Source organism: Pseudoalteromonas sp. BSi20429 (assembly GCF_000238895.1).
Classification (GTDB): Bacteria; Pseudomonadota; Gammaproteobacteria; order Enterobacterales; family Alteromonadaceae; genus Pseudoalteromonas; species Pseudoalteromonas arctica.
The window spans coordinates 118,701-139,860 of sequence record NZ_BADV01000023.1 but is presented as its reverse complement, the minus strand read 5'-3'; the positions used below and the strand labels follow the sequence as shown (position 1 = coordinate 139,860).

General features: G+C 38.0%; 19 protein-coding genes. 4 read left to right on the top strand and 15 right to left on the bottom strand.

Annotated features, from left to right (window positions below):
- Positions 1 to 34 precede the first annotated feature (34 nt).
- Complete coding sequence (gene thiI, locus P20429_RS14225) at positions 35 to 1,492, bottom strand: tRNA uracil 4-sulfurtransferase ThiI (protein WP_007581664.1); 1,458 nt, start codon at positions 1,490 to 1,492, stop codon at positions 35 to 37.
- A gap of 97 nt (positions 1,493 to 1,589) precedes the next feature.
- Positions 1,590 to 2,243 (bottom strand): TetR/AcrR family transcriptional regulator, encoded by a 654-nt coding sequence (locus P20429_RS14230; RefSeq protein ID WP_007581663.1) that lies wholly within the window; start codon positions 2,241 to 2,243, stop codon positions 1,590 to 1,592.
- A gap of 198 nt (positions 2,244 to 2,441) precedes the next feature.
- On the opposite strand from P20429_RS14230, the gene coaD reads away from it, so the two are divergent.
- Positions 2,442 to 2,933, top strand: a complete 492-nt coding sequence (gene coaD / locus P20429_RS14235; RefSeq protein ID WP_007581661.1) for a pantetheine-phosphate adenylyltransferase — start codon at positions 2,442 to 2,444, stop codon at positions 2,931 to 2,933.
- A gap of 35 nt (positions 2,934 to 2,968) precedes the next feature.
- On the opposite strand, the gene P20429_RS14240 is transcribed toward coaD, so the two are convergent.
- The 9 genes from P20429_RS14240 to argC all read right to left on the bottom strand — a co-directional run bounded on the left by P20429_RS14240 (position 2,969) and on the right by argC (position 11,905).
- The gene (locus tag P20429_RS14240) at positions 2,969 to 3,475 is read right to left on the bottom strand and encodes a hypothetical protein (RefSeq protein ID WP_007581660.1); all 507 of its coding nucleotides are present in this window, start codon (positions 3,473 to 3,475) and stop codon (positions 2,969 to 2,971) included.
- A gap of 104 nt (positions 3,476 to 3,579) precedes the next feature.
- A complete protein-coding gene (locus P20429_RS19265) occupies positions 3,580 to 4,092 on the bottom strand; it encodes a hypothetical protein (RefSeq protein WP_033026433.1) in 513 nt (170 codons plus the stop codon).
- The gene (locus tag P20429_RS14245; RefSeq protein ID WP_007581658.1) at positions 4,085 to 4,600 is read right to left on the bottom strand and encodes a hypothetical protein; all 516 of its coding nucleotides are present in this window, start codon (positions 4,598 to 4,600) and stop codon (positions 4,085 to 4,087) included. Before P20429_RS14245 ends, P20429_RS19265 begins: the two co-directional genes overlap by 8 nt.
- 1,006 nt (positions 4,601 to 5,606) lie before the next feature.
- Positions 5,607 to 5,807, bottom strand: a complete 201-nt coding sequence (locus P20429_RS14255; protein ID WP_007581656.1) for a hypothetical protein — start codon at positions 5,805 to 5,807, stop codon at positions 5,607 to 5,609.
- A gap of 265 nt (positions 5,808 to 6,072) precedes the next feature.
- Positions 6,073 to 7,938, bottom strand: a complete 1,866-nt coding sequence (argH, locus tag P20429_RS14260; RefSeq protein ID WP_007581654.1) for an argininosuccinate lyase — start codon at positions 7,936 to 7,938, stop codon at positions 6,073 to 6,075.
- A gap of 49 nt (positions 7,939 to 7,987) precedes the next feature.
- The gene (locus P20429_RS14265) at positions 7,988 to 9,190 is read right to left on the bottom strand and encodes an argininosuccinate synthase (protein ID WP_007581653.1); all 1,203 of its coding nucleotides are present in this window, start codon (positions 9,188 to 9,190) and stop codon (positions 7,988 to 7,990) included.
- A complete protein-coding gene (locus tag P20429_RS14270; protein ID WP_007581652.1) occupies positions 9,187 to 10,119 on the bottom strand; it encodes an ornithine carbamoyltransferase in 933 nt (310 codons plus the stop codon). Before P20429_RS14270 ends, P20429_RS14265 begins: the two co-directional genes overlap by 4 nt.
- Before the next feature lie 7 nt (positions 10,120 to 10,126).
- The gene (gene argB, locus P20429_RS14275) at positions 10,127 to 10,894 is read right to left on the bottom strand and encodes an acetylglutamate kinase (protein ID WP_007581651.1); all 768 of its coding nucleotides are present in this window, start codon (positions 10,892 to 10,894) and stop codon (positions 10,127 to 10,129) included.
- A complete protein-coding gene (gene argC / locus P20429_RS14280) occupies positions 10,895 to 11,905 on the bottom strand; it encodes an N-acetyl-gamma-glutamyl-phosphate reductase (RefSeq protein WP_007581649.1) in 1,011 nt (336 codons plus the stop codon). It lies immediately after the preceding gene.
- Positions 11,906 to 12,129: 224 nt separating this feature from the next.
- Here argC and argE point away from each other — a divergent pair, with 224 nt between their 5' ends.
- Positions 12,130 to 13,290 carry an acetylornithine deacetylase gene (gene argE, locus P20429_RS14285; RefSeq protein WP_007581647.1) on the top strand — a complete coding sequence of 387 codons (1,161 nt, stop codon included), beginning with the start codon at positions 12,130 to 12,132 and terminating at the stop codon, positions 13,288 to 13,290.
- Positions 13,291 to 13,355: 65 nt separating this feature from the next.
- Here argE and P20429_RS14290 read toward each other — a convergent pair whose 3' ends face one another.
- Positions 13,356 to 14,288 (bottom strand): hypothetical protein, encoded by a 933-nt coding sequence (locus P20429_RS14290; RefSeq protein ID WP_007581645.1) that lies wholly within the window; start codon positions 14,286 to 14,288, stop codon positions 13,356 to 13,358.
- 75 nt (positions 14,289 to 14,363) lie between these two features.
- Positions 14,364 to 15,749 carry a DNA repair protein RadA gene (gene radA / locus P20429_RS14295; RefSeq protein WP_007581643.1) on the bottom strand — a complete coding sequence of 462 codons (1,386 nt, stop codon included), beginning with the start codon at positions 15,747 to 15,749 and terminating at the stop codon, positions 14,364 to 14,366.
- Positions 15,750 to 16,111: 362 nt separating this feature from the next.
- On the opposite strand from radA, the gene P20429_RS14300 reads away from it, so the two are divergent.
- Positions 16,112 to 18,589, top strand: a complete 2,478-nt coding sequence (locus P20429_RS14300) for a PilZ domain-containing protein (RefSeq protein ID WP_007581640.1) — start codon at positions 16,112 to 16,114, stop codon at positions 18,587 to 18,589.
- 20 nt (positions 18,590 to 18,609) lie between these two features.
- Here P20429_RS14300 and serB read toward each other — a convergent pair whose 3' ends face one another.
- Positions 18,610 to 19,638 (bottom strand): phosphoserine phosphatase SerB, encoded by a 1,029-nt coding sequence (gene serB, locus P20429_RS14305; RefSeq protein WP_007581638.1) that lies wholly within the window; start codon positions 19,636 to 19,638, stop codon positions 18,610 to 18,612.
- A 152-nt stretch (positions 19,639 to 19,790) separates the two neighbouring features.
- Here serB and P20429_RS14310 point away from each other — a divergent pair, with 152 nt between their 5' ends.
- The gene (locus P20429_RS14310) at positions 19,791 to 20,411 is read left to right on the top strand and encodes an AhpA/YtjB family protein (protein ID WP_007581635.1); all 621 of its coding nucleotides are present in this window, start codon (positions 19,791 to 19,793) and stop codon (positions 20,409 to 20,411) included.
- Here the strand turns inward: P20429_RS14310 and P20429_RS14315 are convergent.
- Positions 20,378 to 21,145, bottom strand: a complete 768-nt coding sequence (locus P20429_RS14315; RefSeq protein WP_007581633.1) for a TatD family hydrolase — start codon at positions 21,143 to 21,145, stop codon at positions 20,378 to 20,380. The genes P20429_RS14310 and P20429_RS14315 overlap by 34 nt on opposite strands.
- Positions 21,146 to 21,160 lie beyond the last annotated feature (15 nt).

Here is a 21,160-nt window from a genome sequence, read left to right as displayed (position 1 = left end):
CTTATATTAATTCTTAACTTTAAGACGACAAACCTTATGGGCGGTAAACTTTTACAGTTTCAAAGCCTTGTTCGTGCAGCATAAGTGCCTGTAGTTGGCTCATTACGCCTCTATCACAATATAAATAGTAGTCAGTGTCTTTTGGTAAATCACCAAACTTAGTCGCCAGACGGAAGAACGGTAAATGAACCACTTCAACACCGTCGATTGCAAGCGGTGCAGCTTCTTCTTCCTCTGGTGAGCGAATATCAACTACCACAGAGCCTACAGGCAAATCAGCAACCGATTCAGCTTCTTTAAGTTCTTGTTTGGCTTCTACGTCAATATCACGCACGTCCATTATACGTGCGTTGTTTACAACGGTATCAAGTACATCAAAGTCGAACTTTTCTTCTTCACCAAGAATAACGTCTATTTTGGCTTTAACCGTTGGCTTTTTAGAAATAACACCACAGTATTCAGGCATTGTTTCTGCCATTTCAGCCGTACCAATTTGGCGAGCAATATTAATAATTTCTTGCTTATCGTGTTGAATAAGCGGGCGTAAAATAAGCGTTTCAGTAACACGGTCAATCACGCTTAAATTCGCTAATGTTTGACTAGATACTTGGCCAATACTTTCGCCAGTAACAAGTGCTTGAATGTTTAACTTTTGCGCAACCACACTCCCTGCGCGCATCATCATACGTTTAAGTACAACACCCATTTGGCTGTTTTCAACGTTTTCTAAAATTTCAGCAACAACAGGTTCAAAATCAACCGTTACAAATTTAACTTTATGTGTAGAGCTGTATTTTTTCCATAAGTAGTAGCTTGCTTGCTTAACGCCAATTTCGTGCGCTGCGCCACCTAGATTAAAGAATAAAAAGTGTGTGCGTGCGCCTTTACGAATCATTTGGTAACTTGCTACGCCAGAGTCAAAACCACCAGACATAAGCGAAAGCACATCTTCTTGAGTTGGCAGAGGAAAACCAGCCATACCAAAATGCGTTTGTGAAACAATGTAAGCTTTATCGTCTTTTACTTCTAATCGTATTGTTACTTCTGGACGGCTAAGCTTAACGCTTGCGCCTTCAATATGTTGATTTAGCCCACCACCAACATAACGCTCTAAATCAGTCGAGGTAAAGTCGTGTTGGCCTATACGCTTAGCACGCACACAAAAAGTTTTACCCACAATTGTGTGACCCACTAACGCTATTGTTTTTTGATAGATATCATCGAGAGTTTCAAATTGCGTCTCAGTTACTTCAATAAACTGAACGATACCAGGTATGCGTTTAAGGCTGTCGATAAAATCAAGGCGAACTTGTGCATCTTCAAGCTTTGTAACAACTGAAATATTATCCCAGTTATTTCTTACTTGTACTTTTTCGTCAAGACGTCGCAATACAATTTTAATGTTATTTTCTAACACTTTAGTAAAGCGTTTACGGACCGAACGGCTTTTGATGGCTATTTCAGGATGTAGTTTGACGATAAATTTAAGCATAGTTCACTCTTAGACTGCGGGAATTCGCGCTCCCAGGCATTTGGCGCGCGATTATAGCAAAAAATTCAGCGTCTAGGAAACAACCAAAGGACAACGGCTAAACAACAGTTGGGGCTTGTTGTGCTAACTCGGTGTATTTTTCGCGTAGCAGGTTCATTTTATCGATACTTTTATCGGTACTGTACGCTCTAAATAATGTAAGTACTTTTAAAATACCGTGATATATATCTTGCTCAGCAAGGGTACCGCTTGGCCTACGAGCCTTAATATAAGGCGTCCAAAAACTAACCGTTAACTTTAATGTATGTGCTAAATCAATGACATCTTGCTCATCAATAGCAATCATTTCACTGTCGCGAAGTCCTAAAATAATTTTACGAACTTGCTCTAACAACTCTAACTGAAAATCAATATAAGCTTGTTTTAAATCAGCATCTCTAGAGAGAATATCCCCGAGATTATCGTAAAAAAAATGATAGCGCCACATCAGCTCAAATAACGAATCTAGGTAAGCCGTTAAATGATTAAATGCATCATCATCTTTATTAATAGGTTTAAAGTGAGTATTTAAATGATCGCGATACAGCGCAAAAATATGACGGATAATGTCTTCTTTATTTTTAAAATGATAATAAAGATTACCCGGGCTCATCCCTAAGTTTGATGCAATATGATTTGTCGTTATTGCACGCTCACCATTTTCGTTAAACAACAAAATACTGGTGTGTATTATTTTATCCTTGGTATTCATATGCTAATACTCAAATTATCTATAGGCTACATTACACTCAAAAGAGGTAAACAGTATAAACAAATATGAATCATTAAAACACTCCCACCATGGACTGACCTGTTTAAAGAAAGTAAGTGTTTATATGCTTTTTTAGCTAGGCTGCTTTGTGGCATAAACACTGTTAAACTAGCGCTAAAATAATAAATAGTGAACATTATGAAAGTTATTGCAATTTACCCTGGCACCTTTGATCCACTAACTAATGGGCACACAGACCTTATTCAACGTGCAGCTAAAATGTTTGATACTGTATTAGTTGCGGTTGCTAATAACCCAAGTAAAAAACCCTGCTTTAACCTTGAAGAACGTGTTGAGCTTGCAAACTCTATTTTAAGCCACATAGATAATGTTAAGGTGATTGGTTTTTCTGGTTTATTGGCTGATCTTGCACGCGATCACAATGCTAATGTGCTTATTCGCGGTATTAGAGCTGTATCTGATTTTGACTATGAATTTCAATTAGCTAACATGAACCGCCGCCTGAACCCCGACTTAGAAAGTGTATTTTTAACACCCGCAGAGCGAAATTCATTTATTTCATCAACACTCGTCAAAGAAGTAGCTCGCCACAATGGTGATGTAAGCGAGTTTGTAGACCCTGTAATTGTTAAAGCGCTAAAAACTAAATTGGGCTGTGGTGCCAGTTAATAATAAATAAGGCCTGTTAGCACTGAAATCTATTACTAATAGGCCCTTTTATTAAACACTTTATTTAGCTTTCCTTCTAACCAAGCAAGTTTTAAAACATCTTTACCTATAAAGAAAACTAAAACCATGGTCAAATCTGTAAAATTTATACCTACTATGTACACCCACCAGAACCACCAAAATTCATAATGGTGCATAACATCATTATCTATATACATTGAAAAAAATAGTGAGGTGTTTATACCTAAACCAAATAATAAATAAATGTATACGCTGCTAATCTTTATAAAAAAACCAGATAAAATAATAACAAATAGAGTAATAATATCGAATAAGAAAAAATCGAAGTAAGTAATCGCGTCCATATCAATAAACATACTAGAAGAGTAAGAAAGTGCCATGATGAAAGATAGCCAAACAATGCTTTTATCTGCGCTATTTATCGAACTTGCTAAAGAGTATAAAAAAGCCATCAAAAAGCCCCATTGTACAAAAATACCTATATAAAAAGAGATATTTGTATTTAAAAGTAGCTCAACCATTTTACTCCAACACTAGATAAAAAATTATTATACCGCTTTACATATTACGGCAACATCAAATAAAGGCACAAAATCACTCTTCTTTTAAGTTGAGCTTTACTGCTTCAGCGATCTAAACTTAACTTTCTAACACATCTTAAAAGCTTGTTTAAGCCTAAAAAATCCTTATTGATGATTAATACCAATGCCATTGTAAAGTCGACAAAATACATTCCAAAAATATAAACCGTCCAAAACCACCAATAGTAAAGGGTACCTGCAATTTCAATATCGTAGTGCATACCTAAAAATAAACATGCATTAATAAAAAGGCCAACAATTAAATAGGAGAAAGCAATTGGTACTAATTTTTTATATATAAATCGCCAAAGTATCAGGGCGCTAATAGTAGCAAGATCATAATAAAAGTAATTTAGGTGAGGATTTTCAATAAGTGGATCCATAAAAAGACTAGATATATATGAGACCATCATTATAAATGAAAGATGCGTTCTACTTTTATCATTTTTATTAATACTCGCTGATAGGTTATATAAAAATGCGATTAGGAAGAACCATGTAAATAGTATTGCTACGTTATACCCTAAATCTACCAGAGCCCAAAGTATGTCAGCCACTACTATTATTCCTTTTCATAATACTATTGTGGAACCATGTTTTAATTGCAGCTAATGCTAAAAAATCTTTGTTTATAAAAAATATAGCTACCATCATAAAGTCGGCTAAATTAACAACAATTGAATAAAATGACCAAAACCACCAAGGTTCGTAATTATTAAAAACTGACACATCTATATACATACCAAGAAATAATGATGAGTTTATAGTCAACCCTAACAACAAGTAGAACGATATAAGATTTTCAATAATGAAAAACCTTAAAATAATGATGGCTAAAATAGTTGCTATATCAAACAAAAAGAGCTGAAGGTACGATATGTTTTGTATATCGATAAACAAGCTTGAGGAGTAAGAGATTGACATAACAAATGATAACCATACAGCTTCTTTTTTAGGTGTGTTAGTACTTACAACTAATGAGTACAAAAAAGCCATTAAAAAGCCCCACTGTACAAATGCACCTATGTAAAAAGAAATTGCTGGATTAACTAGAATATTATCCATTATTTTTGAGATTTTTATTGAATACTAGTGAAAGAATCATTAAAACATCGAACATATTAACGCCAATAGAATAAACACTCCAATACCACCAAGGCTCATAGTTATATAAAACGTATAGATCGTAATGCAATATTAAGGTGAGCACAGCATTTATTATTAACGCAAAGATGATGAAGTGAAAAGCTATAGAGCGGTGAAGTACTTTAAAGTACTCTAAAATTAACAAAGCTAAAATTGTAATAAAATCGTAGAGCGCCCAATTTAAATATAAACTTTCTAATAAATTTATGTAACCACTGGAAATATATGAGCAGAGCATAAGCGCAGATAAATAAACCGAGGATTTATTTTCTTTATTTATACTGGAGGCTAAACAGTATAAGAAGGCCATTAAAAAGCCCCACTGAGAGAATGCTTTCACATAATCCATTAGTACTTCAGTAACGTACATTAAAACTAGATTACTTTGTGGCTAACGTTTGACTTGAAGTAGCTGAGTATTTTTTTCTTTAATTTATGAAGACCGAGGAAGTCCCTATCTACAATTAATACCACTATCATAAGTAAATCAGATATATTAATGCCAAATGAATATATTTCCCATAGTATCCAATGAGTTGTATTTTCGTATATATAGATATCAATATATATTGATGTCAATAAGGCTATATTAAATATAAGACCTATTAGTAAGTAAAGAAAGGAGGGAGTAGTTGTTTTTATAAAATAAAGACAAACTAAAAGGCATATTACAGTTGCTGCATCATAATATACCCAGTCTAGATAAGTCGCTGCGTTTATCGAAAGGAAAGTAAAAAAATAATCACCTAAAGAGTATGATAGCATCATAATAAATGAACTGAGTAGAAGAGTACTGTTTCTTTTGATACCTAGTGAATAAACAAAGGCATTGAAAAAAAAAGCCATTAAGAAACCCCAGACAGCAAAAGCTGACAGAGAAAACATACCAAAAAACTCAGTTAAAAACATTTAATACCTATATTTACTATTTTGGTTTCTTCGGTAGATACACACCGCCGCCTCGCTGAAGCTCTTCACCGCTAGCAGCACTCATAGCCTCTTGAGAGAAGCTTACTGTATCAGATTGCAGGGTTTTAGGGCTAGCAGTTTGTTCCATTGCAGGCTTTAATTGTTGTGTTTTATTGTATGCTTGCATTTGTACTTGGCTATTAGCTGAAACTTGCATGTGATTGATCCTTGTAAAAGTTTTAATTATATTTGGTGCAACTTTTAACCACATTATTATGTAGATAAATGCATCACCTGTTTAAAGTAGTGATAGCTATTTTGCTATCTACCTTATACAAAGCAACCAATGTGCCAACTTTTTTTGACACCTTAAAACTCACTCAAAACATACTTATATAATCAAACCAAACAGCTCCGACCAGTTTACTACAAACATAAAAAAACGCACAGGGATAACCGTACGTTTTTTGTATCCAGGGAGTTTAAGCTACGTATTTACACGGGATCTCCGCACGTGTACTTAGCTTCAAAATATATTCCATTGCTACTTCGTCACAATTTTCTTTACGAAGGCAAAGTTCACAATCTTTCATTACTTTTTCAGGCAAAGAGTCTTTGCTACAAAAAGTAAAACGTTGTTGTTCAAAAAAATCTGGTACGCGTGTTAATACAATAACTCGGTTAAGTGCCAATTTTTTGGCTTTAGTAAGTAGATGATCTACAAGCTGTCTACCCTGCCCCGACACTTTACTTTTTGGGTCTATACCCAATGAGCGTATTTCAGCAAGGCCGGTATCGTAAATGTATAACGACGCACAGCCCGACACTTTTCCATTTATTTCTGTTACTGCAAACTCGTTAATTGAGTGCACCATATCACTTTTTGCACGAGGCAGATTTTCACCTACCGTTGCCCAATGCTGTATAAGCGTGGCAATTGCTTCTACATCATCTAAATTTGCATCACGTACCGTTATTTGCTGTTTTTTTTTGGCTTCTTTAACAGCATTCGTTACTTGTTCAATAGACGTCCCACCAAGGGCTTTACGTGCTTTTATACATGCATCAATTTCAAGTACTGGGTAAACATCGTCTTCAAATACAGTGTTTACTGATTTGTACTGTTCAAGCGATAGCTCTTCAAGCGTTTTACCTTCGCTAATCGCAAGCTGTACAAGTACACCTACAATGTGATGCCCTTCTCTAAATGGCACACCTTTAGCAACTAAGTAATCAGCAAGTTCGGTGGCATTTGCATGCCCTCCTTTTGCTGCAGCAAGTGTCTTATCGCCGTTTACTTTAACGCCTTTAATACATGCTTGCGCCATATGAATACATGCAAGCCATGTTGGCATAGCGTCGAATAGCCCTTCTTTGTCTTCTTGCATATCTTTATTGTATGCAAGTGGCAGCGCTTTTAACGTCATCATCATAGCGCTAAATGCACCAAACACACGTCCGGTTTTACCGCGAATAAGCTCGAGTGCATCAGGATTTTTTTTCTGAGGCATGAGCGATGAGCCTGATGTTACGTTATCAGCAAGCTCTATAAATCCGGCTTCACCCGAATTATAAAAAATCAAATCCTCTGACATACGAGATAAGTGAATCATCGAAATAGACGCACAACTTAAAAGATCTAAAACAAAATCACGATCAGATACACCATCAAGGCTGTTTTTTGTAGCCGCTGTAAAACCTAGCCCATGCGCTAATGCTTGGCGATCAATCGGATAAGCTGTACCTGCTAATGCACCACTGCCTAATGGGCAAAAATTCATGCGCGCTTTAGCATCTTGCAAGCGGCTTTCATCACGCTCTAGCATCTCTACATACGCCATACACCAGTGGCTAAATAATACTGGTTGTGCGCGCTGTAAGTGCGTGTAACCTGGTAATATTGTGCCAAGCTCTCGCTCTGCAAGCGCTACAAACTCGCCTTTAAGCTGTGCAATAGCATCTAGTAAATGGTCAGCCGTATCACGGCACCACAATCTAAAGTCGGTGGCAACTTGGTCATTACGGCTTCGGCCTGTATGTAATTTTTTAGCTAAATCACCTACTTTTTCAATTAGAGCTGCTTCAACATGTGAATGAATATCCTCTGCACCTGAAGTAGCTACCGCTTGTGGATCTGCTTTAACTTCTTCAAGCAGCTCATTTAATGCAGCCACTAATCTTGTGTGCTCGTCACTTGAAAGTACACTTACCTGCTCTAGTGCACCAGCCCATGCCACAGAGCCAATAATATCTTGCTCTGCTAACTGGTAGTCAAAGGGAAGAGAGTCGTTAAATTGCTTAAACGCCTCATCTGGACCCGTAGAAAAACGTCCGCCCCATAATGCCATGAAATCTCTCCAAACCCTGTAGTGCCCCTTTTATAAGGGGCGTAATAAATTACTTTTTAGCGAGTGCTGAAATTCTGCTTGAAAGCGAGAATAAACGAATAAAGCCTTCAGCGTGTGATTGGTCGTACACATCATCTTCGCCAAATGTAGCAAATGCTTCGCTGTATAAGCTATTTGGTGACTGCTTTTGAACTGCAGTTACTTGGCCTTTGTATAGCTTAAGTACCACTTCACCTGTTGCCACTTTAGAAAGTGCTTCAGCACCGGCTAAAATAGAATCTTTAAGAGGCGTAAACCAACGGCCGTCGTATACTAAATGCGAGAACTCGCCACCGAGTACTTCTTTCCACTTACGGCTTGCTTTATCAAGCACTAGCTCGTCAATGGCTTGAAGCGCTGCCATAATGACTGTGCCGCCTGGCGTTTCATAACAACCGCGTGACTTCATGCCAACTAAACGATTTTCTACAATATCAACACGTCCAACACCATGAGGCGATGCAATATCGTTTAATTTAACTAAACAATCGTAAGGTTTAAGCTCTACGCCATTTACAGCAACCACTTCGCCTTCAACAACTTTTAATGTTACTAGTTCTGATTTATCTGGTGCTTGCTCTGGAGAGTTAGTCCAAGTCCATACTTGTTCAGTTGGTTGACACCATGGGTCTTCAAGCTCACCACCTTCGTGCGAAATATGCCATGCGTTAGCATCACGGCTATAAATTTTTGTAGCAGATGCTGAACACGGAATGTCACGCTCTGCTAAGTAATCAAGTAATGATTCACGGCTCGATAAGTCCCACTCACGCCATGGCGCAATTACTTTTAAATCAGGGGCTAGTGCTGCAAAACATGATTCAAAACGAACTTGGTCATTACCTTTACCAGTACAACCATGAGAAAGTGCATCAGCACCTACTTTACGCGCAATTTCGACCTGTGCTTTAGCAATAATTGGGCGCGCCATAGACGTACCTAATAAATAAGTACCTTCGTAAATTGAGCCTGTTTTAAGTGTTGGGTAAATGTAATCACTTACCATTTCATCTTTTAAGTCAACTACGTAACATTCAGATGCACCAGAGGCAATTGCTTTAGCTTCTACGCCTTCAAGTTCTTCAGCGCCTTGACCTACATCTGCAACAAACGCGATTACTTCACAGCCGTAGTTTTCTTTTAACCATGGCACGATAGCCGACGTATCAAGACCACCAGAATAGGCTAAAACGACTTTTTTAATTGAACTCATAGGTGTTCCTTAACAAAATTTGGATTTAGTAATGTAACTAGCAGAGCATTTTGCGCATGCATGCGATTCTCTGCTTGTTGAATGATTTTTGATGCTGGACCATCCATTACCTCAGAGGTAATTTCAAATTCACGGTGTGCCGGTTGGCAATGTAATACCGTAGTCGCACCTGTTTGTTCTAGCAATGCCTGGTTTAATTGATAAGGCATGTATTTTTCTTTTACTTGCTCAAGCGGCGTTGTATCACCCATTGATACCCATGTATCTGCGTATACAACGTTTGCACCAACCGCAGCTTCAACTCTATCGCTCACCATGACTGATGCGCCATTCATTGCTGCAATTTGTTCTGCTTTTTTAAGTATTTGTGAATCTGGCGAACACCCTTTTGGTGTTACAGCAACAAAGTCAGTACCTAGCGTTGCGGCAAGTAACATCAATGAATGAGTTACGTTATTGCCCTCACCTAAGTAAGCTACTTTAAGCTGACTCACATCGCCATGTACTTCTTGAAGTGTTAAAAAATCAGCAAGTGCTTGGCAAGGGTGGTACAAGTCACACAAGCTATTTACCACAGGTACCGATGAATATTCACCTAACGTGGTTAATGTGCTGTGCTGATTTACACGCGCCACAATACCGTCGGCCCAAGTAGAGATATTAAGTGCAAAATCTTTAATTGATTCACGTGCACCCATAGCGCCATTTTGCTGATCTAAATAAACAGCATGACCACCAAGGCGATTAATACCTATATCAAACGATAAACGTGTACGTAAACTTTGCTTTTCAAACAATGTTACGATTGATTTACCCGATAATACTTGGCTGTATTTTTCTGGCTTTGCTTTTATATCTTGCGCTAACTTTAATAAATTAAGTGCGCCTTCTTGGTCTAATTCTAAACCTGTTAAAAAATTCTCAAACATAATAAACCTATGGTGTAATCTTTGTTCCGACATGCTCGCCTTGCAGCAGAGCAGTTAAATTTCCTGGCTTTTGCCAGCTGGAAATATACACACCGCGTCGTAAATGTTGGGCAGCGTGAAGGCTGGTCTTAACTTTGACCTCCATCCCGCCCACAATTACTCCATCTGTAATTAAAGTATCAATGTGTTTTGTGTCAAGTTGATGTAACGGTTGTTTATTTGCGTCAAGTACCGCTTCTACATCCGTCATAAAAATTAGTTCTGCATTTAAATTACTGGCAATAGCCGCTGCAGCTTCATCTGCATTTACGTTGTACCACAAGCCTTGTTCATCAAAGCCGATAGAGCTAACAATTGGTAAACGAGAAATTCTAAGTAAATCATTGATGATAGAATCGTCGTTACTTGTGCATTTACCCACTAAGCAAAGCGCTTTTAATTTTTGGGTTGCAGTCACACCTGCCTCAAAAAGACTTAAGCCGACAGGCTTATGCCCTGCGCTTATAGCTTGAGTCATTAATTGTTTATTAGCGCAACCTGCAAGCGCACCCACTATATAAGGCATTTGCTCTGCTGGACTAATACGTAAACCTTGGTGTTTAGCACTAGCAAAACCCGCTTGCTTTAGCCATGTATCTACTAAAGAACCACCGCCATGAACAATGACAAACTCATCATTTTTTTGCTCGCTTAGCACGTCAAATAACGCTTTTGCTGCATTTTCTGTATTAAGTACTGCACCACCGAGTTTAATAACCCACGTTTTTTTACTCATTTAAAACGCTCCTTTTAAGCCCGTAGTGTGATCTAAATTCATAGAAATATTAATACACTGCAAAGCTTGTCCAGCAGCGCCTTTTAATAAGTTATCAATGGCAGACATTACAATTAACTGCGTGCCTTGTTGCTGCCAGCCAATATCAACAAATGGTTGCTTAGCAACACCTTTAATTGAAGGTATTTTATCGCCTAACAAACGAATTAATGGTTCGTTAGCAAGCACTTGATAAGCAGATGCAACGTTTTCCTTGGTAACGCCAGGCTTAAGTTGTACATAAATAGTTTCTAAAATACCGCGCGCAAAGCTACCTAGATGCGGTGTAAATAATACTTTGTGGCCAAGGTGTTGTTCAATTTCAGGACCGTGGCGATGGTTAAACAAACCATAAGGTGCAAGCGATACCTCACAAAAATGTGTTCCTACACTCGCTTTACGCCCGGCACCCGTAACACCCGAAACGGCATTAATAATAATACTTTCGCTGCTCAATAAGCCTGCTTGTTTAAGCGGTTTAAGTGCATTGAGCGCCGCTGTTGGGTAACAGCCTGCAACAGCAATTAGCTTTGCGTTAGCAATAGCATCATGGTTCCACTCAGCTAAACCGTAAGCCGCTTCATTTAAAAGCTCTGGGTGTTGATGCTCAAAACCATAGTAAGTAACGTAATCATCATTATTTGCTAGGCGATAGCCACCAGATAAATCAAATACTTTTTTACCCATAGCTAAAAATTGAGGCGCTAAATCAACACTTACTTTGTGATCGGTACATAAACACACATAGTCAGCATCACTTTGAATGTCATCAAAAGCTGATGCACTAAGAGGAAGTAAAGGACAATCTAGTAAGCCAAGGTGCTCTGGGTATAAATCACTTAGTAATTTATTTTTATCTAAGCTACCCTCAGATACATAACAGCCTGTTAAGGTAAGGTTTGGATGATTAGCAACTAAGCTTGCTAACTCTGCGCCGCTATAACCGCTTGCGCCAATAATAACTACATTCATTGATTACTCGTTATTTTAAAATTTACTGCTGAATATATATGTTGTTCGCTTAAACTAGCTAAGACGCTAAATTAAGACTTAATTTAATGAATTTGTAGATTATCGTCGCATTATTTTCATAGCTTTACTTTAATATATTTATGCTTAAAAAGTGAATTGATATTCATCATAAATACTTTTATATTGTTATGCAATTAAATTGAATAATAATTTTGGATTTTTTTATGCCTTTGCCTTCGTTTATTTCTATGTATCAACAATTGATTGCAGCCCCTTCTATTAGTGCAATTGAAGACAGCTTGTGTATGAGCAATAAAAACGTAATTGAACTCCTTGCGAGGTGGTGCGAAACACTCGGTTTTACGTGTGAAATTATTGAATTAGAAGGAGGTAAAGGCCGCTTTAATTTATTAGCAAAGCGTGGAAAAGGCGATGGCGGGTTAATGCTTGCGGGCCACACAGATACAGTGCCTTTTGATGACAGCCGCTGGAACCACAATCCGTTTAAACTTACCGAACTAGACAATAAATTGTACGGGCTAGGAAGCATTGATATGAAAGGTTTTTTTGCTTTTGTATTACAAGCGATTAGTGAACTTGATGAAAAGCATCAAACTCAACCTATTTTAATACTCGCCACTGCCGATGAAGAAACAACTATGGCAGGTGCACAGCAAATATGTAAGCACCCTAATTTAAAACCTGCACGCTGTATAATTGGCGAACCTACTGATATGACGCCAGTATTTATGCACAAGGGCCATATGAGTACAGCAATAAGAGTGGTTGGTCGCTCTGGGCATAGCTCAGATCCCGAACGTGGCCTTAACGCCATTGAAGTAATGCATAAAGTGATTACAAAATTGATGATCTTAAAAGAGCAATTAAAGCATAAGTATTCAATAAATCACTTTGAAATTCCTTATCCAACATTAAACTTAGGTAATATTCATGGTGGCGATAATGCGAATAGAATTTGTGGTTGCTGTGAAATGCATATAGATATGCGCCCATTACCAGGTTTAAGTGTACAAGAACTACAAGCATTAGTGCTTGATGCAACAAAAGAGATAAATCAGCAATACCCAAATGCGGTGAGCGTTATTGATTTACATGAACCAATCCCGGCATTTAGTGGTAGCACCGACAGTGCTTTAGTTAAAATGGCTGAAAAAATAGCGGGGCAGAAAGCGGTCGCGGTAAATTATTGCACTGAAGCGCCGTTTATCCAGCAACTCGGTTGTGAAACAATCGTAATGGGCCCTGGCTCAATTAACCAAGCGCATCAGCCTGATGAGTTTTTAGCGATGGAAAAAATAAAACCATCACAACAAACAATCACCAATATCATAAAAGCAAACTGCTTTAGCAATCAGAGTTATTAACTGCTTATAACAACACAAAATAATAAAGGCGCCAATTGGCGCCTTTATTAATACAAAACTAAGGCTTAATCACCTTTAACTTCTAAGTTAATAAACTTAACTAGCTCTTCAGGTTGCCCTACTAGCATCATAACTTGTTGGTTAATTTCCATCATAGTTTTACCTTCAGGTAGCTTTGCTGACACACTGAATGAATTTAAACCTTTCGCAAAGCTGGTTAAAGCTTCTGCAATATCTTCAGTTACAGGAGCTTGTTGTAACTGCTGCTCTAACATCATTTCCATTTGCTCTAGCGTCATGCCTTGCTTTTCAAGCTCGCTTGATAGTAAGTCTTTTAACTTACCTTGGTTATTTAAGGCAAAGCTAACATTGCGCGGCTCTAACTTACTCATTGCTTGCATAACAAGTGTTTGCTGCTGTAACTCTTGCTCATAAGTAAGTGGCTGGTTACCCGCTTCTTGCTGCGCTTTACTAATCGCCAATGAAGCATCCATTAATGCTTTTGAATTAGCCAAGCCCATATCCATATTAAAACTAACAATGTCTTTTGCATCAAGCTTAACTACTACATCACTATTGCCAGACTCTTCATCGTAATCAAGTGATGAATGTAAGTCGTAACTTGCCGACGCGAGCATTTCGTTTGTATCAGCAGGTAATTTTGAAACAAAGTCTTTATCAAACTGAAAGCTTTTTACATCAAATGATGTATGCGGTGATATTTTATCTGGCTCGTAACCTGTTATTTCAATGCTTTGAATATTAGCAACATTGTCGCCCTCTGGGCTTATTACTTCCATGTTTGTTATTTCTACGCTTTTTGAAATAACACTTGCCGATAAACCAGCGTATTTAAATGTAGCGCCAGTTTGCTCGCTTACTAAAGCAAGTTGCTTATCTACTTCTGCACGCACTTCTTGTGTAGCTACATAATTTGCATAGCTCACGCCACCAACGCCCGCAGCTACAATCGCTGCAACTATTACTAACTTTTTCATGTTATTTCCTTATTCTATTCTTTGTGTAAACCGAGTTTTATTAAGAGTAACATTACACATTAACACCCGTAAGTATTAATTAATTAAACTAAGCAACTCATGTACTGTTTTAACTGGGGTAATTTTAGCGCCCAGCCCTTCCATCGACTTATGGTAATTACGAAATGGAATATATATTTCTGTAAAACCATGTTGTGCCGCTTCTTTAACACGTGGTACGCCACTGTCAATTGGGCGTACATCGCCATTTAAGCTGAGTTCGCCCATAATACACGTGGTACGAGGCACAACAAATTCGTTTAAGCTGCTAAGTAACGCGGTTACTAATGCTAAATCAATACAAGTTTCTGTTTCATCTATTCTTAGGCCACCCACAATATTAAAAAACGTATCGTGGAATATTTTGGTTTTAGTGTGTTTTCGTAATATGCCAGTCAGCATTTTTATGCGGTTCATGTTTAAACCAACGCAAACACGCTGCGGAAATTCCGCCTCGGTTTCCGTAGTTAAACATTGAATTTCAAGTAGTAAATTTCGATTACCTTTACGGATACAGGTAATTGTAGAGCCTGGCGAGTCGGTTGTAGACCCCGATAAAAATATTTCGCTCGGGTTATCAACACTCAACATACCGCGTTCGCACATTTTAAAAATGCCAACGGTATCTATATCACCAAAGCGGTTTTTATTTGCCCTAAGGGTTCGAATTTGCCCATCATTGGTGTCTATGTGTAAAAGCGCATCGACAATATGTACAAGTGTTTGAGGACCTGCTATTTCGTTATTTTTATTTACATGAGCAATAATGAACATGGTTACATCATTTTGCTTACAGTATTGAGTCAATGCTTGGGCGGCACTTTTTACTTGCGAAGGGGAACCTGGGCTACCATTTGCCGTTTCGGTTACAACCGCTTGAATAGAGTCAATAACAGCAAACTTAATTTTATTTTTCTCGAGCTCTTCAATGATGGTTTCAACACTGGTTTCTGAAAGTAAATAAAGCTCGTCAGGGTTATAGTTTAACTTTAAACGATTTACCCTGTTTTTAAACTGCGATAATGACTCCTCGGCCGTACAGTAAAGTGACGGCATACGTTGTGACATTCTCGCGACTAGGTCAGATAGCAAGGTTGTTTTACCAGCACCTGGATCACCCGAAATTATATTAACAGAGCCGGTAGTTACACCACCGCTTAGCACACGATCGAGCTCGCCAATTTCTGTCAGCTGTTTTTCTGCCTCTGACGTAGCAATATCATTAATTTTTTTAGAGCCGCCACCAGCACCGCCAGCATAACCACCTACACTTGCTCGAACTGACGCTTTTTTACTCTGCCCTGCTGAAGGTTTAAATTCTGCTAATGTGTTCCACGCACCGCAGCGGCATTGACCCTGCCAACGTGGGTAGTTCATGCCACATTCTGTACACACAAACTCTATTTTTGCCGCTTTAGTCATTTATAACCTTATCTACGATTCTCTAATTTTAAAAACATTTACTGTTAACAACTTATTTTGCCACTTCAAGCATTTACTTAGCAACAAACTCTTGCCTGCGTAAAAATCTAGCGTCACAATCATTAAATACACATGGTGTTTCTTTTTAGCTATAATTTAGGGCATACTTTTTGCTTTGAAATAGTTTAAAGTAACTTGCCAACAAAATGGCATATAACACATAATAACAAGAGCTAAACAGTAGTAACTAAAATAATTGTACCTATATTAACAACATAGCGCGATTTAACGTTTATTGAACTTCTAATAAATGGACTTAACAGTATACCTACTTTTTCAATTAGACGGTGATGGTTTTATAAATGGCTGATGACATAATGCTCAAACACGAAGACCTCGTGAATGAGTTAAAAACATATTTAGGCAATGCTAAATTTGACCTAATTTTCAAATCAAAAACCGCTGGGTTAACCAAACCTGAGCAATTTTTGATGAAAATGGAAATGTCACGCTTATCTCAGCCAGTGGCACGCTTTGTTGATCTTCGTGGATTAGTGACGGGCCAAGTAAAACCGTATGAGCATAACGGTAAACAGCACTTTATGGATGACACAGCCATTGAAGTGTTTGAAAAAGCACTTAAACAGCATGGTGAATATACCCTAGCCGTTTACGAAGCCGTAATGAATACAGAAAATAACCACCGCGTATTACAAAAACAAGCCGCCGAAAAATCAGAACTACAAGAATCAGAAAGTAACTTAAGCACTGAAGTCATTAAGTTTGCCTCTTACGAGAGCCGCCGTGAAGAACGGATGAATTACTCAATAAAAGTAACTATTGATTACAAAGATAAAAAGAACATTGCTGCTAGCACCTCAGATATATCTTTAAGCGGTTGTAAAGTTAAGCTTGCAACGCGCTACTCTATAAAAAAAGGTGAACTAATAGCAATGCGCTTGGTAGGCCTTGAACAAGACTTTGAACTTGGCCTAAAAAACGGTATTCAATACGAGGTTGTTGCCGTTGAAAATATCTCTCGTGAATACAACCACATTCGCTTAAAACGCACTTATATCGAAAATAACGATGCCTTTAATGACTTTTTAGAAAGCTTTATTCACGGTAATAAACGTCGTTATAAAGTAAATTTAGATAACACGCTCGATGCTGTAGTATCAAAGGGGTATGAGCAATACTACATCCCTCGTGTAACGTCTTTATATGTATTTTTAAGCAAAAAAGATGAACAGTATTACCCAAGCCTTAGCCTTACTACTGAAAATAATATTTTTATCCAGCGCTATTTTACCGATGAAAGAAAAACACCGTGTTTGTACAATATACTCAATCATCAGCGCATTACACAATTACTAACCCAAATTACCGCGGTCAAAGAAGATTACCTCTATACATTTACACATATATCATCGGGTAAAATTTACTATTACTCTGCGACACGAACTGAGCTAAATAATAACCCTAAATTACGTGATCTATTTTTAGGTTTTGGTAGCCAAAAAGAAAGTTGGCAGTGCTTTAAAATACAAATAATGCCAAGTCATCCAGATGATTCTTTTATACCGCTTTCATTACCTAATAGTGCTGGCGCTAATATTGAAAAACTCAACAAGCCGCCTTCCCCTCGAGTTAAAGGCCTTATAAAAGACGTTAAATATATTGTTGTACTTACAAGTATTGGCAATAAAACAGAGCAAGCAGATTATAAACAACTTACTTTTGATAAAGCGTTAGTAAATCAGCTTAAACATTTTGGCCACGCAAAACATAAAACGCCACCTTATTTAGATATTGTGCCACTTGAATACGTAAATTTACGCTCGCATAAGCGCTACCTTTATAAAACACCGGTTAGCGTCACTATTAATGATGAAGTATTTAACGGTTATACACGTGACTTTTCTGTAATGGGGTTGCAGTTAGAGTGCGAGCAACCAGTCACATTTAAAAAAGGCGACATAGTACTTTTAACATTTTCTGAGCTTCAAAAAATAACTAAAAAGCATAAACTTAGCGAACTAAAGTACGAAATAATGGCCATTAGTAAGTCATTCACTACTATTAACCTAAAAGCGAATCGTATTGCTGATTTACCCCATGCTGGCGTAACCTTTTTTACTCAGTTGATAGAAGGTAATAAAGACAAACTTAAAGTATCTGAAGAAGCACCAAAAGTAGAAGGCCTATCTACCGCGCTTAGAAATATGGTTACAAAAAGTGTATGCCAATTTCCGCTGTATTTACACAAAGAAGCTGCACACTTTAAAACAGGTGCAATTGGTTATGGCTTATACGCCAGTCCTATGCATGTTATTTTGCAAAACTTTGGCTTATTAGGTAACAAAACTGACTTTTCGAGTATTCTTACCGAAGAGCAAATTATTAATGTAATAACGCCTAATATTAAAGATCGCAGTCGCCAAGATGCACCGCTTGCTTTTACACTCGCTATTAATTTCGACCCTCGTAAGGGCAAAATTGAAGAGGCTATTGTTAGCCAATGCGCTTTAGGTGAAGACTACTCAAGCTTTTATAAACAAATTAGTAAAGGCATTACATCACAACTTATATTTGTGATGCGTTTGTATATTTCGCGCACAGGTCGCCCCGATACTGACTACCTATCTAATGAGCTTAAATACGTAAGCCAATATGCAATGCATAAAGCAAAAGATTTAGAAGAAGCATTATGGGCTGTTGCAGGCGTGGGGGACGTAGTAGATATAACTGAAGAAGCTCTAAGCCATTTAGAGCTTAAAAAAGAGCAAGTTGAACAAATGGGCCGCCGTAAACTAATCTGGTTAAACCGCTTACGCTAAGCGGTTTAACTTAAACAACTTTAAAGAGCGGGCTCTCTATCTAACGGAATAGCCAACATATACAGCAATTGCAATAATGACCCTTCACAAATAGCCGCTTGTGCTTGCTCAACTACTTTAGGTTTGCCATGCACTGCTACACCTAGGCCAGCTTTAGCCATCATGATTAAATCGTTTGCGCCATCGCCAATAGCAACTGTTTGCGACTTCTCAAGCCCTAGTTTATGTTGTAACGACTCTAGAATAATTGCTTTTTGTTGTGCATCTACAATTGTACCCAGTACTTTACCGGTTAGTTTATCGTCTTTAAATTCGAGTACATTAGCGTGCACTTCATCTAAATTAATAAGCTCTTGAACGCGCTCTGCAAACGGTACAAAACCACCTGATGCAATTGCTAAATACCAGTCATGCTGTTTTAGAATTTGACACAGCACTTTAATACCCGGCATGAGTGGCAATGCACTTTTTAGCTCTTCAATTAAGCTTTTTTCAACACCAGCCAGTTTAGCTACGCGCTGATTTAAACTCTCGCTAAAATCAAGTTTACCCGCCATTGCAAGTGCGGTTACAGAGGCAACTTCGTCGTAAACATCCGCAAGCCGTGCTATTTCGTCTATGCACTCAATAGTTATTGCAGTTGAATCCATATCCATAACCAATAAACCAGGCTCATATAAATTAGGCGCAGTAGCAACTTGCACTAATTGACAATCTAGAGTGTTTGAAAACTCTTGTAGTACTAACGGGTTTATAGCTTGATCGGAGTTTTGCGCGTAAAAACACAGTGCTGGAGCTAACCCTAAATCTGGTTGATATTGACATATAGCACTGACTGTTTGGTTATGCGTAGCTAAAAAATCAATAATGCTAACAATGTGTTTTTCTTCAAAATCACCCGCAAATGCGATGCTAAATAACCCTAATGCTTTGTTTGGTATATAATTGAGAGGTGTAAATACACCACCACTATAGCTAAACCATTTATTTAGAGTTAAGTGTTGTAATGGTTGCTCAGCAGCTTGCTGTGCCATGTTGATTTGCGACATGGGATCTCCGTGTTTATTTTTATTTTCCTGATAATTGGCATATCATAATTGGTATTCTCAACACTAAATTCGCCATCAGGTGGGGTTTAAGGTTATAGTTAGTGTAGTTGTAACATCAAATCAAAATGCTGTCAGTAGCATAAACGGTGACTATGAAAAATAACCATATTAAAAACCCTATTACTGCTTCTCAAAGAAAACGACTTGTTCGCTTAATACTAGCGGCTGGTTGTTTTGTATTACTAAGCTGGGTAGGTGTTAATAGTAGTTTTCAGAGTCATCAGTTACTTTATGATAGTGCCGATAGCACGGCAAAAAGCCTCACTCAGTTTATGGCTTTAAATGTTAAAACACCGCTTATTGAAAAAAACAAACCACAGCTCAACGCCATTTGTAACGATATAAGTAAAGATGAATTTGTACTTTCTGCGACTATTTATGATCAACAAGGCATTTTAATTGCTAGCAGTGACAATTGGCAGTCACATCATATTTATGGACAACTCCCTGACTCTACACCGGGTATTAGTAAACTAAAAACACCTTTTATGGAACCCGTTATAAGCGATGATGACCGCCCTATAGGCTTTGTGTCTGTTACTTATTTAACTCGCGCCGCAATATCCGACAGCCATAATCATTTTCATGACTTAGGTCGACAGGTACTATTAATGCTAGTGATTGCATGTATTTTTACGTGGCAGTTAGGGCGTGGATTAAAACGTTGGCAGGTAAATCGCTATATGCAAAAAACATCTGAACAAGAATCGTAAAGCTGCTTTGCAAGCGTCCCTCTTTCACTATGTGGCTTTAAATCACATAACGCGTTAAATACATCAGGTATATGCAGTGGCGTGTTAACTTCACCTTGATAACCGCTTAACGGCATTGAAGGTGAGTCGGTTTCAAGCACTAAGTGCTCTGGCTCAATAGCAGCAATAACAGCGCGTGTTTTAACTGCGCGATCATAGGTAATAACGCCGCCTACGCCAAGCTTAAAACCCTGCTTAATATAGTACTGCGCTTGTTGAAGTGAGCCCGAAAAGGCATGAATCACTCCCCCGTTTTTTGGCTTACACCGCTTAAACGATTGCGCAATTAAATCATGGCTTTGCCTATGATGCACAATGAGCGGTAAGTTAAGCTCATTAGAAAGCCCTATTTGCTGCTCAAATAAATAAGTTTGTTTAGGAAGGTTTTCAATACTTCGATCAAGTCCGCACTCCCCAATAGCTACCAACTGATGCTTATTTGCAGTCGCGAATTCAAATAACGCTTCTATGTGCGATTCTTTATGTTGCTCTAAAAAGTAAGGATGTAGCCCTGCGGCTATTTTTATACTTGGGTAAGTTGCTTTGAGTTTTATGAGAGTATGCGATTGAGCAAGCGTAATACCCGGCACAACAAACTGACTAACTCCCTTTGCTACACACTCGTTTATGAGCGATTCACGATTCGAATCAAACTCGCTAAAGTCGAGGTGGCAATGAGAGTCAATAAATTGCACGGTTACTTACTCATC

Excerpts from the sequence above, each read along its gene's own strand:
- thiI (WP_007581664.1), bottom strand. The coding sequence starts at position 1,492 with ATGCTTAAATTTATCGTCAAACTACATCCTGAAATAGCCATCAAAAGC.
- P20429_RS14230 (WP_007581663.1), bottom strand. The coding sequence starts at position 2,243 with ATGAATACCAAGGATAAAATAATACACACCAGTATTTTGTTGTTTAAC.
- coaD (WP_007581661.1), top strand. The coding sequence starts at position 2,442 with ATGAAAGTTATTGCAATTTACCCTGGCACCTTTGATCCACTAACTAAT.
- P20429_RS14240 (WP_007581660.1), bottom strand. The coding sequence starts at position 3,475 with ATGGTTGAGCTACTTTTAAATACAAATATCTCTTTTTATATAGGTATT.
- P20429_RS14245 (WP_007581658.1), bottom strand. The coding sequence starts at position 4,600 with ATGGATAATATTCTAGTTAATCCAGCAATTTCTTTTTACATAGGTGCA.
- P20429_RS14255 (WP_007581656.1), bottom strand. The coding sequence starts at position 5,807 with ATGCAAGTTTCAGCTAATAGCCAAGTACAAATGCAAGCATACAATAAA.
- argH (WP_007581654.1), bottom strand. The coding sequence starts at position 7,938 with ATGGCATTATGGGGCGGACGTTTTTCTACGGGTCCAGATGAGGCGTTT.
- P20429_RS14265 (WP_007581653.1), bottom strand. The coding sequence starts at position 9,190 with ATGAGTTCAATTAAAAAAGTCGTTTTAGCCTATTCTGGTGGTCTTGAT.
- P20429_RS14270 (WP_007581652.1), bottom strand. The coding sequence starts at position 10,119 with ATGTTTGAGAATTTTTTAACAGGTTTAGAATTAGACCAAGAAGGCGCA.
- argB (WP_007581651.1), bottom strand. The coding sequence starts at position 10,894 with ATGAGTAAAAAAACGTGGGTTATTAAACTCGGTGGTGCAGTACTTAAT.
- argC (WP_007581649.1), bottom strand. The coding sequence starts at position 11,905 with ATGAATGTAGTTATTATTGGCGCAAGCGGTTATAGCGGCGCAGAGTTA.
- argE (WP_007581647.1), top strand. The coding sequence starts at position 12,130 with ATGCCTTTGCCTTCGTTTATTTCTATGTATCAACAATTGATTGCAGCC.
- P20429_RS14290 (WP_007581645.1), bottom strand. The coding sequence starts at position 14,288 with ATGAAAAAGTTAGTAATAGTTGCAGCGATTGTAGCTGCGGGCGTTGGT.
- radA (WP_007581643.1), bottom strand. The coding sequence starts at position 15,749 with ATGACTAAAGCGGCAAAAATAGAGTTTGTGTGTACAGAATGTGGCATG.
- P20429_RS14300 (WP_007581640.1), top strand. The coding sequence starts at position 16,112 with ATGGCTGATGACATAATGCTCAAACACGAAGACCTCGTGAATGAGTTA.
- serB (WP_007581638.1), bottom strand. The coding sequence starts at position 19,638 with ATGTCGCAAATCAACATGGCACAGCAAGCTGCTGAGCAACCATTACAA.
- P20429_RS14310 (WP_007581635.1), top strand. The coding sequence starts at position 19,791 with ATGAAAAATAACCATATTAAAAACCCTATTACTGCTTCTCAAAGAAAA.